Here is a 15,039-nt window from a genome sequence, read left to right as displayed (position 1 = left end):
CTAATACTAGGAAACAGGTTCCTCCATTTGTTCATTTTTACGCGTCTATGTTCTGATACCTATAATAAAAATCCATTACCTGATGAGATCCGTTTTACAAAAATGCCCTGTCAAATGCTTCCTGGTTATATTGTGTATAGCGATATTATCAGTAAATACGGTACAGGCGCAAACCTGCCCGTCGCCTGTTACGGCTACAATAACTTCTTTTTCCAATACATATTATCCCGGGCAACTGGCAACAGTAAGTGCAGGAAGTACTTCTGTTACCATAGATGGGGCCACTTACGGAACAACCCCTATCAGTGCAGGAGATGTTTTACTGATCATTCAAATGCAGGGGGCGCAGATCAATTCAACCAATAACAACACCTATGGCGATAGCGTAAGTGGGAGAGGTTACCTGAATAATGCTGAATTATACGCCGGAAATATGGAATATGTAATAGCAACTAATTCCGTTCCGTTGACCGGCGGTATGTTGACGCTGCAGACGGGAACGGTTAATAATTATAAAAAAGCCGCTTTTGGCACTGATGGCCAGTACACTTACCAGGTAATTCGTGTACCTGTATATTACGACCTCATTTTGAACGCCGACATTACACCGCCTAATTGGGATGGCGCTACCGGCGGGGTAATAGTGATGGCTGTAATGAACACGCTTAACATGAACGGGCATACGATCAACGTTACCGGTGCCGGTTTCCGCGGTGGTGGTGGCGTACAGCTGGTTGGTGGCACAAGTACCACCCGCGACTTTGCCGTGGTGTCGCCCACCAATGCCAACATTAGTGCCCAGGTTGGTAACCATGCTTCGAAGGGAGAAGGGATTGCCGGAACACCGCGGCTTATTAACAGCAACAATTATAGTTCTTTGCAGAAGAATACAGAAGAAGGATATCCCGGCGGAAGTTTCGGTATGGGCGCCCCCGGCAATGCCGGTGGAGGCGGAAGCGATGATAACACCCTGATCAATGGTAACAACAGTGGCGGTGGTGGCGGTGGTAACGGCGGTGCAGGCGGAAAAGGCGGCAACAGTTATGGAACGAATGGGCCGTACGGTGGTTACCCTGGCGCCCCATTCGCGCAGGGAAGCGCGTTGCGGCTGGTGATGGGTGGCGGCGGCGGAGCCGGCGACACTAACAATGGTACCGGCAGCCCCGGCGGCGGATTGGTTTCCGGCGGCGCCGCGGGTGGTGGCATTGTTATTATAAGCGCCGGCACCATCATAAACCCCGGCTTTGTATTGGCGAATGGTAGTAACGCAAACAGCACCATTGTCAACGATGCATCAGGCGGCGGTGGCGCTGGTGGCAGCGTATTGATCAACGCCCGCAGCGGTCATTCAAACATCACAGTATATGCGAATGGCGGCACTGGCGGTACCAATTTTTGGAATCATGGCACAAGCTCTCCGCATGGACCCGGTGGCGGCGGCGGCGGCGGCGTTATATATACCGACGGAACACTGAATGCTGCCTCTTCGGTAACCGGCGGAATGGCCGGCACTACAAATAATGGATCGGGCACTATCCCTTATGGCGCCCAGGCCGGTGACGGAGGTATATCAGTTACAGGCCCGGTTATGGCATTCCCGCCTGGCTGTATAGTTTTACCTATGCAATTCCTGTTCGTAAAGGGAAAAAAGAACGGGGCGCAGGTGTTGATCAACTGGGAGGTTGCCAATGAAAAAGATGTAACAAACTATATCATAGAACGAAGTAACAATGGGAACAATTTTGTGAAAGCCGGCATAGTAAGTAAGCGGGGCAATGGCGACATTGGCAAGTATAACTTTTCAGATGCATCAGCCGGTAAAGAAGGGACTGTCTTTTACAGGATCAAAGCACGCGGTACAAACGGCCAAACATTTTTGAGTAAGATTATTACCATACAAACTGGTTTCGCTGAAGATGCATTGGATATAAGTCCTGTACCTGCCATCGGGCAATCCACGATCAGATGGTCTTCAACCGGCAATAACAAACTTCAAATTACCGTGTTTGATGTAACCGGGCATGCCGTGCTGAGCCGGCAATACCAGTTAAAAACGGGCCTCAATGAATTGCTGCTTACGAACCTGCAAAGCTTGCCGGCCGGAATCTATTTTGTTAAAGCTTCCGATGGCGCCAGTTACCGGAATGGTAAATTGGTAATTCATAACTAATCCAATATCCGAAGGAAATGCAACGTGATTTAAGATTTTCCCTTAACAGGGTTACTTCGTCATCTACTATGAGAAATTTCCAAAATTCCCGTACTTCGTTGTAAAATGAGCTTATATTAGCTATTATGATAGATTTGCCTCATGCCGGGAATCAAATTCACTGTGTCACGAATTTTCAAGACCTTGTTTCTACGCCATTTAATGGAATGATTAATGCTGTTTGTTGGACGCGTAAACTAATAGGTGATTTTTCTGAGATTGTTAAAAAGGTAGCGCTAAGCGGAAATATAACGGCAATTGAACAAGAGGAACTTTGTGAACTTCAGTTGAGTGAACAAGGGCAACTTGCCCGTGAAATTCTTTTAAATGACCTGAAGGTATTGAAAGCTCATGGCGCATCGCCAATCCTTAATGTGATCAACCACTATGATCGGGATGATACCTACCCATTCTTTCCAACCGATGTTTATTCTTTTCACGTAGATCGTTCTCCTATACCGATCGATACCTTTTTATGCACTTACTATGGCGAGTCGAGTGAAATATTGCCAAATTCTCAAGGCAAAAAGAAAGTCCTTATTCCGGAAATACGTGATGAACTCAAAAAGCTATATCATGGAGCAGAGGAAGGTTTTGAATCATTCTTAAGTGAACATTTTTTTGATCTACACTATCAGGCTGAACCTGATGCACGTCCAATAAGCTTAGGCTTGGGTCACCTATGGAGGTTGGCGGTTGATCATCCTGAAAGTCAGGTTCCCCCTTGTCTTCACCGTGCACCAAAGGAAAAATCTGGACAGAATAGGTTGCTGATGATCTGTTGAATGAACTTTTGTAACTTTATTTAGCATTTGTTTAGGGCGAATGCCAGACATAAATGCTTTATCGGTAACCGCAATTAACCTGTAGCGGTGCAATAATTTTTGGGCGACTTAATATATGGAGCCATGAACATCCAACTCACAATAGAAGAATATCACAAGGCTGCTGATATTTTTTCACGTGGCAACCCTGACCCCGTGAAAAAAATGTACGCTCATTCAGATGATGTTATGCTGGCCAACCCGTTCGGATCAACTGTAAAAGGATGGCAACGGGTTTCCGAAGCACTTGATTTGGCATCATCACGCTTCAGAGATGGTGAAGTAAAAAGTTTCGAAAGAATTGCTACTTACGAAACTAATGACCTTCTAACCATATTTGAGATCGAAAAATGGACATCCAGGGTTGGTGGAAAATCAGAAATTTCTTCATTTGATCTCAGAGTCACTACTACATTTAGAAAGGAAAATGACAATTGGAAGCTGGTACATCGCCACGCAGATCCCATTGCAAGTTTTAATGACAAGGGACCAATTCGAGGAGACATTTAGCTAGCCTGTAATCGTTCCGGTTTTTTTGCAGGTTGAGCACTTCCTGCATTCAATTGCACATTAAGATTGCTATCTTTAGCCAATGAGCCAAGATGCTTTCTTCCAAAAAATAAAAACTTACGCTGAACTCTCGCAGCAGGCAGAAGCGGCGTGGACTGCATTGCTCCGCGAAAACACCTACAACAAGGGCGACAATTTTGTTACCGAAGGCCAGACACCTAAAAAGGTGGCCTTTGTTGTGAATGGCTTAATGTATCAATACTCTACTGCCGAAAACGGCGATATGGTGGTTAAATATTTCTTCCCAGAGAACCGGATTGCCGGTTCCATGACAGCTACGCTCACCCAGTCGCCAAGTAATTTTACTATAAAAGCGCTTGAGGATACTGATGTGCTCGAATACAATTTCATGGAATTTAAAAAACTTGTTGCCATTTATCCCGATATCGCCGCTTTTTATATCCGCTATATGGAGCAGCATTGGATAATCGAAAAAGAACCATATGAAGTATCGCTGCGATATGAATCGGCTAAAACCAATTACGATAATTTTCTCCGCAAATACCCTGGTTTAGTAAAAAGGCTAAAGAAACAGCACATTGCCGCCTATCTCGGCATCACTCCAACGAAGTTAAGCCGGATATTTTTTGCGAATAAGTAAAGATTTTTTGCTTTTCTCAACATATGTAAATTTTTGTGGAAAACGGTTGCCGCAACTTTGAGCATCAATAACAATTAAAAAATTACAATCATGGCAACAAAAATTTTCATCAACCTTCCTGTTAAAGACCTGGACCGGTCAAAGGCATTTTTCAGCGGACTTGGCTACAGCTTTAATCCACAATTTACCGACGACAAGGCAGCCTGCATGGTGGTAAACGAGCACATTTATATAATGATGTTGGTAGAAAACTATTTTAAAACTTTCACCAAAAAAGAGGTGGGCAATGCACACCTGGCAACTGAAGTATTGCTGGCGCTTGATGCGGCGTCGCGGGAAGAAGTGCAGCAAACCATCGCAAAAGCAACTGAACTTGGGGGTTCCATTTATGCTGAACCGCAAGACTACGGCTGGATGTATCAGCACAGCTTTGCAGATCCTGATGGACATCAATGGGAAATAGTTTATATGGACGCAACGAATATGCCGAATTGTGGTTGAGGCTGAATGCTGTTATGCACCCTCGAAGCGCCTTTTTTTAACAACCGAATTTTTACAAGAGACTTCGAACCAAAAGGGGCCTTCAGATCCTATGACTTGAAGGCCCTTAACGTCATAGGATTTGAAAGCCACATATCTTTATATGTGTGAAATTTTAAAAACATGCTTACCTTTTTGAGGAAACTTTATACTCTCTGCAATAGCCATGCCAAAATCTTCTAAACCGTGTAATCCTCCTAACGGCACCTGAAAATCTGGTTGTGCAGATAGCGTTATGATCTCTTTGAGAATAGTAGTGTCCTTTTCTTTCGGCGGGTTGAAAAAATAACGATATACATGGGATTTGATTTCTATGCCCCTCAATAAAATATCAAAGTTATGCAATTCAAACCTGTTGGCACTCATTCCTCCATTAATTATCAGCCGTCCACCAAAAGTCATGCTTCGGATCAATTCACCTGTAACCGGGCCACCGACATTATCAATTACTCCGTTAATTCCCTGGTTTTCTGTAAGTTTCATAATTCGCTCTTTTAATAAATCATCCGGCAGATTAGAAAGTTCAACAATAGCATTGGCACCCATTGAAGTAAGATTAATTGTTTTTTGGGCATGGCGTACTAAAGAGATAACATTTATGCGCATATGCCTGGCAAATTGCGCCACCATCGTAGAAATTGTTGAATTACCTGCAGTAAGGGCAAGCCATTGGCCCGGAAGTAATCCTACCTGATCAAGTAAATCCCATGCCGTTATAGGATTCACTAACTGCGCTGCCAGCTCAATTGGATAATCAGCGGGTAAGGGTATCAGCCATTCAGCTGGCACAGCCGTATATTCAGCCCAGGTATTGTAATAACTGAATGCAACAAATGTCCCTGGCTGTAATTTAACCTGTCTTCCTGCTTTTTCGATAATTCCGGCACCGTGGTTTCCTGCAATCTGACCGGGAAATTGTGGCTTTTTAGGTTCCGGATAAAGATTCTGTATGAACAAAAAATCGCCCGGATTTATGGATGCAGACACCATCCTGACTAAAACTTCATCATCACTTATTTCAGGAACAGGTACATCTCTAAGTTCCAAAACTTCTTCAGGAGAACCAATTCTGTCAAATACAATCGCTTTCATAATTTATATCAGTATTTATTGGATGGCAATATTATATCAGATTGCATAACTTTGACCTGTCGTTTTTGACAAATACTATGCAAAAACTGCCACTATGCATTTTGTGATTTATTTACCATCAGGGTTTTATTCGGCAATTGCTTCAACATTCGTTGAGATCCTGCAGGCAATAAATGATCTCAATGAACCGAAGCCCTTTACATTTGAATTTGTTTCACCTTACAGGCAGGCTGTATCAAGATCAGGCATTTCTTTTAATGCAAAGAGCAGACCCTCGAAAAAAATAGATGTGTTAGTTCTTTTAAGTGGTTTGGGGTCGGAAGTGATTTCAGCGCCAAGGCTGTTAGATGAAGAATGGCGGATTGCCAAACCTTTGATAAAATCTGCACAAAAACAACAAGCTATTCTTACAGCAACCTGCGGTGCATCATACATGCTCGCCGCCTCCGGCATATTGAATGGTAAACGAGCAACAATATCCTGGTGGTTGAAAAAAGAAGTTCAGGCGCGATTTCCAAACGTAAAGTGGGAACCAACACGCATTCTGGTTCGTGATGGCCGGATTTATACCAGCGGGGGTGGCTTTTCAGGATTGGAATTAATTACCACGCTTCTCTCTGATCTCGGTTTTTCAACACAGGAACGTCGTGTACGAAAACTTATGGTTTTACCTTCTTCACGTCAGTTTCAAAGCCCATATGAATTTTCATTGGATAATTATGCCGGCCAACTTGAAAAAAAAATGAACAGACTTTTTAAAGACAACCCCGGGATAAACATTTCGATAATGGCAAAACAATTGGGAATGTCTCCAAGAACTATGGCCCGTAAATTTTTTGATGAACTTCAGATAAGTCCTGGAAAATGGATACAAATAAAGCGGATTGACATGGCGAAAACGTTACTGGAAGAAACGAAACTTTCAATTTCTGAGATATGTTATCATATTGGGTTTGATGATCCATCTTCATTTTCACGGTTATTTTCTAAAATTACGGGAATGGGGCCTATTGAATTTAGAAAGCAAATACAACATCTCCCTGTTCGCAAAAAATTGAAATAACAGATGACGTTTACAATACTAGGTATGGAAGACCCGCAGTACCCAAAAATGTATTTATACAGACGATTGGTGCAGGCAAAGCTTTTCATCGATACCCACTATGCCGAACCTATCGATCTTGATAATATTGCAGACGAAGCAAACTTTTCAAAATTTCATTTCATCAAACTGTTCAAAAATATATACCACAAAACACCACATCAGTATCTGATCTCCGTAAGGATTGAGAAGGCAATGGAATTACTGAGATCGGGGACTCCCGTTTCAATCGTCTGTTATGCAGTAGGATTTGAAAGCTTAAGCTCATTCAGCGGGCTTTTCAAACGGATTGCCGGCACAACACCGTCGGGTTATTTGGCCCGGCAGCAAAAGTTGAGAACGCAAAGAGCCGAATCTCCTCTGGCCTTTATACCAGGCTGCTTCGCTGAAAAGAACGGTTGGCTGAAAAAAACGCAATTTTAGAGAAACAGCGTATCAGCTTTTCGTCGTCCTTTGCTATACAATCTAAAACAAAGGACATGATATCTAAAATGACCCATGTAACAGTATACGTTCTCGATCAGGAGAGCGCCTTCGACTTTTACACCAACAAGCTCGGATTTAAAGTTGTCACAGACGTCCCTATGGGCAAGGATGGCCGCTGGCTTACTGTTTCCCCTCCGGAACAGCCAGGTTTTGAAATCGTATTATTCCCGGTTGCAAAGAGTAATATGTCTAAAGAGACTGCAGATACATTGAGGGAACTGGTAAAAAAAGGGACTTTCGGCATAGCCGTCTTCACATGTCGCGACATCTTTGCAACTTATGAAGAACTAAGGGTAAAAGGAGTGGAATTTACCAAGGTTCCCACAAAAGAATTTTATGGCACTGAAGCTATATTCAAGGATGACTCGGGCAACTGGTTTTCACTCGCACAAATCAATTAATCCATGAAAACTATATTTGACAAAACAACGAGAGATCAACTGATCGCCAGGATCAATAACCTTAATGAAGGCTGCGCGGCTCAATGGGGCAAAATGGATCCCGGTCAAATGCTGGATCATTGCATCCGGTATGAAGAAATGATGTTAGGCCGCATAAAATGCAAAAGATCATTTTCCGGGCTTCTGTTCGGCAGAATGGTTTTGAAAAGCCTTTTAAAGGATGAAAATCAAATCAGGCAGAATATGCCTACAGTTCCTGAGATCAGGATAAAGAACAACTTTTCAGGCGATATAGCTTTAAGAAAAGAGAAATGGATCGCCCTGATAGAAGATTGTGGCCGGCTTCCAGACCAGGACTTCATACATCCCTTTTTTGGAAGAATGACCAAAGAGCAGGTCGGGCGCCTCAGTTACAAGCATACCGACCATCATCTCCGTCAGTTCAATTGTTAGTGTTGCGATTGTGTTTTTGCGCGCGGGGTCTCGTGAAACCTGAATGGATTCGAACTTCATTTCCGGCAACTCAATCGTCATTCAGTACGCAATGTTTTCACCGGATTGGCCATTGCCGCCTTCATTGCCTGCAAACCCACCGTAAGCAGCGCTATTCCAATGGCGGCTGCTCCTGCTGCAATAAACATCAGACCGCTAAGCGGCGCGCGGTAAGCAAAGCCCTGGAGCCAGTTATTCATAATGTACCAGGCCATCGGTGTCACGATCAACAAGGCGATCACGATCAGCAGCACGATCTCCTTACAAAGCATGACCATAATATTCGACACGGTGGCCCCAAATACCTTTCGGATGCCGATCTCCCTGCCCCTTCTTTCCGTAGAAAAAATGGTCAAACCGAGCAGGCCTAAGCAAGAGATAAAAACGGTAATGCCCATCGCCACATTGATCACTTTTTCGTTCCTGAGGTCTTCTGCATACATACCGGCGATGATCTCGTCGAGGAAAGAATAGTCAAACGGCTTCCCGGGGAACACGGTCTTCCAGTCCTTTTCTAAATTGCCAATGAGGGTCTTCAGCTCGCCGGCGGTCATACGCTGAGCGGCGATTTTCACCCCAATAACGATCTCCTTCGTGGGATCGTGAGTGATGATGATCGGCAAGCTCGCCTGATGAAAAGAGAGGTCATAAAAATCGGCTACCACGCCAGCTACGGGCCGAACTTCAAACTCGCCTACGAACACCTCCTGGCCAATGGCCTTGCTCACATCGGCAAAACCCAATGCATGGGCACAGGTTTCACTGATCAGCAGTTCCCTGCTGCTGTCGCCCGGGAGCAGATTTCGCCCCGCGATCAGCTTGAGCCCATAAAAAGGAACGTACGCTTCGTTGCTGTAATGCTGGGATACCTCCATCTTCTCATCGCTGTACCTTAGCCCGCCGCCGCCGAACCTCATACGCATAAAACCTACCGGCGGCGCCCCCTCTTTGATCACCTGCTCTACACCCGCATGTTGCCGGATCTTATCAGCCAGTACCGCCATCTTACCCGGCATTACGGAAGGCGCTGACTGCTCCCCCTGCAGATTCATAGTCACCCCGCCACGTTCCTGCTCGCGCGGAGGAGTGATCGTGATGATCGCATCGGTTTTGAGACCCACGTTTATATGCAACAGGTACCGCAGCTGCGAACCCATGATGAAGGACGCTATGATGAACAACAGCGAGATGGTAAATTGGAAAACGATCAATCCTCTGCGCAGGTCCACTTTGCCGCCGTCTGGTACCGCAGTGATCCCTTTCAGGGTCACCGTGGGTTGATATTTTCCCAGCACCTCTGCCGGATAAAACCCTGCCAGGAGGGTGGTCGCCGCGGTTACCAACAATAAAAACAAAAGTGTAGCACCATCCATCCGGAAATGAACACCTGCCGGTATCAGATCAGCGAACAGGTATAACACCGGCTGTATCATCAGCACCGCAACAACCACAGCAGCTAACGTCAACAACAGGGTTTCGGTAAAAAATTGAACGGCGATGCCCTTCCTGCTGCCGCCCATTACTTTTCGCACGCCGATCTCTCTCGCTCTTTGCATGGATTGCGCGGTCGACAAATTGACAAAATTAACGATGGCAAGAATAAGGATAAAAACTGCCAGGACCATGAGTGCCTTCAAGACCCCCAGGTTGGCCTTTCTGACCACAAAACCGCCATACTCCCGATGAAAATGGATGCCCGACAGTGGTTGCAAAATGGCGTTGAACACCGGATCCTTGCCGTAGTGCCGTTTGGCCAGGGCCACAAATTGCGTATCGATCTGTGAAGGCGCTACGCCCTTTGACAGCTTGACCATCACCTGGCCGGAACCATCTATTTTGCTCCAATCGTCTAACTTTATCTTTTGCTTAAGAAAACTGGCAGGGATAGTGGTAAAAGAGATCCATTGGCTAAAATTAAGATCACTGTTGCCTGTAAGATCGGCGACAACACCTGTTACGGTCACCATCAGCGAATCCTGGTAATAGATGGTGCGGCCTATGATCCTGTCCGGGTCGAGATTGCCAAAATATTTTCTGGCTTTTTCCGCAGTAAGGACGACTGAATTGGGCAGGGTCAGAGAAGTTTTGGCATTACCGCTTAACCATTGGTAGCGAAAGATGTCGAAGTATTGTGGCTCAGTGATAATGAGGCTACCGTCATCGGCGAAGCGCCCAGGTGCTGAATGGGAGGAACCTGGTATCGTTACATCGGCCGCATAGGTACGAAAGGCCGCCACAGTCTGAAGGCCGGTCATTTCCTGGCGCATGGCGGCCGGTATGGGGCCAGGCACGCAATTAAAATGAGCACCATGCGCCCCGAAGTCTACACAAAAGATGCGGTCACGGTCCGGATGAAAGTTATCAAAACTATATTCGAACCGGGTAATTAAATAAATGACCAAACAGGCGCAAATACCAAATGCCAGGCCTAACACGTTGACGAGGCTATAAATTTTATTACGGACGAGCGTACGCCAGGCTACAAGCCAATAGTTTTTAAACATAGCAATCATTTTTCGGGGTAGGGTGACAGGTAGATGAGGCAAATAAAATACCAGTTGAATATCTAATTCATAATTAACTTTTTAAATATAACAATACGCCCATGACTGTTCGATTCCGATACAGGGAGTGTCTGAATTGAGACAGGTCGCTGCGATATTTTTCCCTCAGGAGAAGGAAGGGCACCAACTTATCAATAGGATGATTTCAACCAGGTTATACAGATGCCCCTGTTCAATTTCGTTATAACTGACCTTGCTAACTACCTGGGAAATGAATACCCGTTGCTTGTTCTGCAAAATGCCACAGCCTTTTAGCAACAGCCTCGTCCATTGCATTTTCCTGTATATTGGCTAAGGTTGGGTAGCCTCTCAATCCACTGTTTTCTGGCTCGTACATACTTCCTCCAACCGATTCATCAGAAACTGCTGCATAAAGCAACGACAAGGCTCCCTGCCACGGCTCCATAAATTCTCCGAGCCGTTCTTTACCAATAGCAATTTCTTCTTCACTCAAATGTCTGGTCAATGCTGTTTTATTGGCGCCAGGCTGTGCAGCTATCGATAATATTTTCTGGTCCTTTGCTTTTATTCTGCGATTCAACTCAATTGAAAAGATCAGGTTTGCCAGTTTACTTTGCCTGTATTCCCTAATTGGATTATAATCTTTTTCCGACCTTAAATTATCAAAATCAATGAGTGCCCCTTGATATCCGTTACTGCTTACTGTTACTATCCGGGAATCCGGTGTTGTCAAAAGCAAAGGATATAAAAGCCCGGTGAGCGCAAAGTGACCCAGAAAATTTACGCCGAATTGCAATTCGTAGCCTTCGCTTGTTTTAGATGCAGGTGGCATGGCAACGCCTGCGTTATTGATTAGCACGTGAAGCTGCCGGTATTTCTGGATAAAGACTTCGGAGAACTCATTTATTTGCTTTAAGCTTTCCAGGTTAAGTCTGGCCGCTTCTACTATTCCAGTCCCTTTATGTTCGTTTATTTTTGCAATTGCCTGCTGCGCTTTATGTAAATCTCTACAGGCCAAAATTACATGTACCCCTTTTTCATATAAGGCAAGTGCCGTTTCAAACCCCAAACCTGTATTGGCGCCTGTGACAATTACTATTTTACCGCTTAAATCAGGAATTTTATTTTTTGTCCACATACATTCTTTTTAGCGAAATTAGATTGATGAATAATGCTGCCAAAGCACGGATAAATTTATCCTCCTTTGGCAGCAGATGTGATATGAACAATCGTTGATATTTAAAATTCCGGTAAAAGCTATGTATCAAAAAAAGATACCAGTGTCCAATGACTGCGGATTACAGTTGTTTTTGGCTGTAATGAACGGAAAATGGAAAATTAGTTTGATTTGGTGTATTCATTCAGGCTATAAGCGTCCAAGTGAAATTCACAAAGCGATATCAGAAGCTTCGAGAAGGGTTTTAGATTCCCAGCTCAAAGAGTTGATGGCACATGGTTTAATTTCAAAGACCATCTATTCTAAACGTCCATTAATAGTAGAATATTCATTAACAGCGCTGGGCGAAACGATTATTCCTGCTATTAATACTACAGCTCAATGGGGCGAAGACCATCGAACGGAACTGGAGAAGTTTATAAAGTGAAAAGTACCCTTTTGGTATTGCGATCCACCCAATAAGCCAGCAAAACGAACAACCATTGAAACTGGGCACTCCAGGCCAGGGCGTTTTCACTGGCAGGCGCCGGTCCCCATAGGCTGGAAAGTTGTACCAGTACAAACAGCGCGATCAGTACGCCAAAAACTATTTTACCCAGGGGGTTTTTAAACTGAACGCTGCGGAGATAGAGCATGATGCCTGTTACAAACAAAATTACTTCTATAATAATTTCAACCATGGGTGAACCCCACAAACCTAAACCTACATGGGTTGAATTGTCGGTAGGTAATAAAGGCAGGTCGCCAAAATGAACAAAGAAATCGAGCGCCCAATGACTGAATACTGCTACGCCAAGTATAAGGGCATTCCTGACATTTTTCTTAACCAGGAAGTATACGCAGCCAAATAATACCGACCAGCCTATTGCGCCTGCGAGGCTGTGTGTATAGGGGTAACTTTTAAATTCCAGGATGCGGTTGCCGCCGAGTTCAGGATGTATAATAACATTTTCTATATGCAACAGTAAAAATGTTGGCCAGATCAGGTCTAACAGTTGTACAGCGATAAACAAAGTTCCGAGAGAGATAGCAGGTGCGGTCTTTTTAAGGCTCATGCCTACGCCGAAATGTCCTATAAACATGTGTCATTTGATTTAGGATCCAAATGTCATCGAAAAGAACAATTGACCGCTTGACTTTTGTCAAGAACTTATTCTTTTCCGGATCCGGCTCAACGTTTCTGGCGACATCCCCATCATGGACGCCAGGTACTGCAGCGGCACTTCATTAAAGAGCGCAGGATTGTAATTGAACAACCATTTGTAGCGATCTTCCGCGGTCATTGACAACAGGGAGAAAACGCGCTGTTCCATAAATATAAAACAACGTGCAATAAACAGTTTTTCCAGCTGGTGCCATTTGGGAACGGTTTTCTCCATGGCGTTATACTCAGTACGGTTGATGGTATAACATTCGCAATCAGTGAGGGCTTGTATATAGCATTTTGAAGCGTCATTAAATAGCATCCCCGCCAGATCGGTTATGAAACCGCCTTTACCTGCGATCCATTGGGTAATTTCCTGGCCGCTGTCATCGATGAGGTATACCCGCATTAACCCCGACTGCAAAAAGCTGAGGGTGTTACATATTTTACCGGGCTTTAAGTAAAACGAGCCTTTCTGAATGGTTTCGGGTTGAAAAAAGGAGGCGACCATTTTCAGGTCTGTTCCCGTAATATTCCAAAACGAAGAGATATAGGTTTCCAGTTCATTCATAGGGGCAAATATCTTAATATTTTCTCATTTCTCTCTTATTCATAATACCGCTCGTTCACATCAAAAAAGGCCACCCTTACTGTTGGGATGGCCTTGTAATGACTGCATATCAGACTGCGAAAACTTAATTGCTTCCTCTTTCAACTACATCATCATCTGTTATGAGTTGAAGGAGCGCCAATTATTAGTTCTTTCGTAAATTAAATAAAAATGCACCTCCGCTTTTAGGAAATCCAGTACCAGGTTGGAAGGTAACGTTTGTAAAATCAGGATGATCTCCATTGTCAAATGACATCACAACGGCGCACTCATTGCCAGAACCAAGGCAAATTATGTCAGAATCCATTCTTGTATAATTTGTTGCAATTTTTCTTTCATTTTCTGACTGCAAACCATCATACCGATAAAGTGTAACGTCTTTTTTAACTGTGAAAGCAGTGAAGCCAACTGCCAAAGCAATGGCGGATACGCTTAATAAATACTTTTTCATAAAATGTGATTTTAAAGTTTAATGATCGCCTACTCTCTTAAACAGGTTTTCGGCTTTCCCTGGTTTACCACCATAACGGCGGTGGCTTCCGCTTACAACCTGAGCTGCGCAACTCCAGTTGTAGTGTTGGACCCAACTACAAAAAAATTTATTACGAATTTTCAGTAAAAAACAGTGAATCTTAGTTATGTAAATATGACGAGAGGGGTTTCTGTAATTTCTCCTGTATCCTGTTGCTTTTTATATAGCCGGATGGCAACAATGGCCAGGAAAACAAAAAATATATTGAATATCAAATGCTGCGGCCAACTTAATTTCTGTAGCATGCCGCCACAGGTACACGGTAATTTAGGTGTAAATACAAGCATATAACCAAGATAAAAGGTAAATGCCGTCAACATCGCCAGTGAACCATAAAGACCTGATAATTTAGTGCGGGGTATAAATAATAGCAATGCAATAATTGATTCACTGATAGGTAGCCCCCAGGTTATAACTTGCGGAAAGCTGCCAATAAGGGGAAAGTTTTTTAATACATATTTTAAATCTTTAAGAACAAGAAATTTATTAATTGCCGTATACACAAACAACAATATAAACAGAGCCGAAATCACTTCTACAATCGTAGTTCTTTTCGCAACAACAAAATTCATAAAACCATTTCTTTTCATTGCGCTGCCGGATAAGGTTGTATTTTTCATAAATACGGTTTTTACGCCGGGAACAGTCGGTAAGCTGTCTCCGGTTAATTAGCGAAGGCTGATTGCCGTTTCAACGTGTGCAAGTTAATTCACTTCATTTATCGTGTTTGCACA

The 15,039-nt window shown here is 44.0% G+C and carries 17 protein-coding genes; 10 read left to right on the top strand and 7 right to left on the bottom strand.

All coding sequences use genetic code 11. The annotated features are described in order from the left end of the window. Positions 1–82: 82 nt before the first annotated feature. The 5 genes from A3860_RS42185 (at position 83) to A3860_RS36835 (ending at position 4,705) form a co-directional block, all read left to right on the top strand. The gene (locus A3860_RS42185) at positions 83–2,170 is read left to right on the top strand and encodes a T9SS type A sorting domain-containing protein (RefSeq protein WP_143774450.1); all 2,088 of its coding nucleotides are present in this window, start codon (positions 83–85) and stop codon (positions 2,168–2,170) included. 125 nt (positions 2,171–2,295) lie between these two features. Further along, entirely contained in the window at positions 2,296–2,994 is a 699-nt protein-coding gene (locus tag A3860_RS36850) for a DUF1826 domain-containing protein (RefSeq protein WP_081155610.1), read from the top strand. A gap of 123 nt (positions 2,995–3,117) precedes the next feature. After that, positions 3,118–3,543 carry a YybH family protein gene (locus A3860_RS36845; RefSeq protein ID WP_081155609.1) on the top strand — a complete coding sequence of 142 codons (426 nt, stop codon included), beginning with the start codon at positions 3,118–3,120 and terminating at the stop codon, positions 3,541–3,543. An 82-nt stretch (positions 3,544–3,625) separates the two neighbouring features. After that, entirely contained in the window at positions 3,626–4,204 is a 579-nt protein-coding gene (locus tag A3860_RS36840; protein ID WP_081155608.1) for a Crp/Fnr family transcriptional regulator, read from the top strand. Between the two features lie 90 nt (positions 4,205–4,294). Then, on the top strand, positions 4,295–4,705 hold the full coding sequence (locus tag A3860_RS36835) for a VOC family protein (protein WP_081155607.1): 411 nt from the start codon (positions 4,295–4,297) through the stop codon (positions 4,703–4,705). A gap of 138 nt (positions 4,706–4,843) precedes the next feature. Here the strand turns inward: A3860_RS36835 and A3860_RS36830 are convergent, their stop codons facing one another. Continuing rightward, a complete protein-coding gene (locus A3860_RS36830; protein ID WP_081155606.1) occupies positions 4,844–5,836 on the bottom strand; it encodes a quinone oxidoreductase family protein in 993 nt (330 codons plus the stop codon). Between the two features lie 94 nt (positions 5,837–5,930). Here A3860_RS36830 and A3860_RS36825 point away from each other — a divergent pair, with 94 nt between their 5' ends. The 4 genes from A3860_RS36825 to A3860_RS36810 are packed head-to-tail and all read left to right on the top strand — an operon-like array spanning position 5,931 to position 8,278. Further along, the gene (locus tag A3860_RS36825) at positions 5,931–6,899 is read left to right on the top strand and encodes a GlxA family transcriptional regulator (protein WP_081155605.1); all 969 of its coding nucleotides are present in this window, start codon (positions 5,931–5,933) and stop codon (positions 6,897–6,899) included. A gap of 3 nt (positions 6,900–6,902) precedes the next feature. Then, the gene (locus tag A3860_RS36820; protein ID WP_245843704.1) at positions 6,903–7,361 is read left to right on the top strand and encodes a helix-turn-helix domain-containing protein; all 459 of its coding nucleotides are present in this window, start codon (positions 6,903–6,905) and stop codon (positions 7,359–7,361) included. 56 nt (positions 7,362–7,417) lie between these two features. Beyond that, positions 7,418–7,825: a VOC family protein gene (locus tag A3860_RS36815; protein ID WP_081155603.1), complete on the top strand. Its 408-nt coding sequence runs from the start codon at positions 7,418–7,420 to the stop codon at positions 7,823–7,825. A gap of 3 nt (positions 7,826–7,828) precedes the next feature. Then, complete coding sequence (locus A3860_RS36810) at positions 7,829–8,278, top strand: DinB family protein (RefSeq protein WP_081155602.1); 450 nt, start codon at positions 7,829–7,831, stop codon at positions 8,276–8,278. Between the two features lie 77 nt (positions 8,279–8,355). Here A3860_RS36810 and A3860_RS36805 read toward each other — a convergent pair whose 3' ends face one another. Both A3860_RS36805 and A3860_RS36800 read right to left on the bottom strand, forming a co-directional pair. Then, positions 8,356–10,830, bottom strand: a complete 2,475-nt coding sequence (locus tag A3860_RS36805) for an FtsX-like permease family protein (RefSeq protein ID WP_081155601.1) — start codon at positions 10,828–10,830, stop codon at positions 8,356–8,358. Between the two features lie 247 nt (positions 10,831–11,077). Next, positions 11,078–11,980, bottom strand: coding sequence for an oxidoreductase (locus A3860_RS36800; RefSeq protein WP_081155600.1), 903 nt, complete (start codon positions 11,978–11,980; stop codon positions 11,078–11,080). A 121-nt stretch (positions 11,981–12,101) separates the two neighbouring features. On the opposite strand from A3860_RS36800, the gene A3860_RS36795 reads away from it, so the two are divergent. Beyond that, positions 12,102–12,446, top strand: coding sequence for a winged helix-turn-helix transcriptional regulator (locus A3860_RS36795; protein ID WP_081155599.1), 345 nt, complete (start codon positions 12,102–12,104; stop codon positions 12,444–12,446). Here A3860_RS36795 and A3860_RS36790 read toward each other — a convergent pair. From A3860_RS36790 to A3860_RS36775, 4 genes are all read right to left on the bottom strand, one after another. Continuing rightward, positions 12,436–13,101 carry a metal-dependent hydrolase gene (locus tag A3860_RS36790; protein WP_081155598.1) on the bottom strand — a complete coding sequence of 222 codons (666 nt, stop codon included), beginning with the start codon at positions 13,099–13,101 and terminating at the stop codon, positions 12,436–12,438. The two genes, A3860_RS36795 and A3860_RS36790, sit on opposite strands and share 11 nt — an antisense overlap. 60 nt (positions 13,102–13,161) lie before the next feature. Next, positions 13,162–13,734: a Crp/Fnr family transcriptional regulator gene (locus tag A3860_RS36785; RefSeq protein ID WP_081155597.1), complete on the bottom strand. Its 573-nt coding sequence runs from the start codon at positions 13,732–13,734 to the stop codon at positions 13,162–13,164. Between the two features lie 184 nt (positions 13,735–13,918). Continuing rightward, complete coding sequence (locus A3860_RS36780; protein WP_081155596.1) at positions 13,919–14,224, bottom strand: hypothetical protein; 306 nt, start codon at positions 14,222–14,224, stop codon at positions 13,919–13,921. Between the two features lie 185 nt (positions 14,225–14,409). Beyond that, positions 14,410–14,925: a MauE/DoxX family redox-associated membrane protein gene (locus A3860_RS36775; RefSeq protein ID WP_081155595.1), complete on the bottom strand. Its 516-nt coding sequence runs from the start codon at positions 14,923–14,925 to the stop codon at positions 14,410–14,412. Positions 14,926–15,039: the final 114 nt, after the last annotated feature.

It is taken from the genome of Niastella vici (genome assembly GCF_002077945.1).
Lineage (GTDB): Bacteria > Bacteroidota > Bacteroidia > Chitinophagales > Chitinophagaceae > Niastella > Niastella vici.
The sequence above is the reverse complement of the archived record's forward strand: the minus strand, read 5'-3'. Positions and strand labels throughout refer to the sequence as shown.

Bases quoted from the DNA above. Each gene is read 5' to 3' on its own strand.
- A3860_RS42185 (WP_143774450.1), top strand. From the start codon at position 83: ATGAGATCCGTTTTACAAAAATGCCCTGTCAAATGCTTCCTGGTTATA.
- A3860_RS36850 (WP_081155610.1), top strand. From the start codon at position 2,296: ATGATAGATTTGCCTCATGCCGGGAATCAAATTCACTGTGTCACGAAT.
- A3860_RS36845 (WP_081155609.1), top strand. From the start codon at position 3,118: ATGAACATCCAACTCACAATAGAAGAATATCACAAGGCTGCTGATATT.
- A3860_RS36840 (WP_081155608.1), top strand. From the start codon at position 3,626: ATGAGCCAAGATGCTTTCTTCCAAAAAATAAAAACTTACGCTGAACTC.
- A3860_RS36835 (WP_081155607.1), top strand. From the start codon at position 4,295: ATGGCAACAAAAATTTTCATCAACCTTCCTGTTAAAGACCTGGACCGG.
- A3860_RS36830 (WP_081155606.1), bottom strand. From the start codon at position 5,836: ATGAAAGCGATTGTATTTGACAGAATTGGTTCTCCTGAAGAAGTTTTG.
- A3860_RS36825 (WP_081155605.1), top strand. From the start codon at position 5,931: ATGCATTTTGTGATTTATTTACCATCAGGGTTTTATTCGGCAATTGCT.
- A3860_RS36820 (WP_245843704.1), top strand. From the start codon at position 6,903: ATGACGTTTACAATACTAGGTATGGAAGACCCGCAGTACCCAAAAATG.
- A3860_RS36815 (WP_081155603.1), top strand. From the start codon at position 7,418: ATGATATCTAAAATGACCCATGTAACAGTATACGTTCTCGATCAGGAG.
- A3860_RS36810 (WP_081155602.1), top strand. From the start codon at position 7,829: ATGAAAACTATATTTGACAAAACAACGAGAGATCAACTGATCGCCAGG.
- A3860_RS36805 (WP_081155601.1), bottom strand. From the start codon at position 10,830: ATGATTGCTATGTTTAAAAACTATTGGCTTGTAGCCTGGCGTACGCTC.
- A3860_RS36800 (WP_081155600.1), bottom strand. From the start codon at position 11,980: ATGTGGACAAAAAATAAAATTCCTGATTTAAGCGGTAAAATAGTAATT.
- A3860_RS36795 (WP_081155599.1), top strand. From the start codon at position 12,102: ATGTATCAAAAAAAGATACCAGTGTCCAATGACTGCGGATTACAGTTG.
- A3860_RS36790 (WP_081155598.1), bottom strand. From the start codon at position 13,101: ATGTTTATAGGACATTTCGGCGTAGGCATGAGCCTTAAAAAGACCGCA.
- A3860_RS36785 (WP_081155597.1), bottom strand. From the start codon at position 13,734: ATGAATGAACTGGAAACCTATATCTCTTCGTTTTGGAATATTACGGGA.
- A3860_RS36780 (WP_081155596.1), bottom strand. From the start codon at position 14,224: ATGAAAAAGTATTTATTAAGCGTATCCGCCATTGCTTTGGCAGTTGGC.
- A3860_RS36775 (WP_081155595.1), bottom strand. From the start codon at position 14,925: ATGAAAAATACAACCTTATCCGGCAGCGCAATGAAAAGAAATGGTTTT.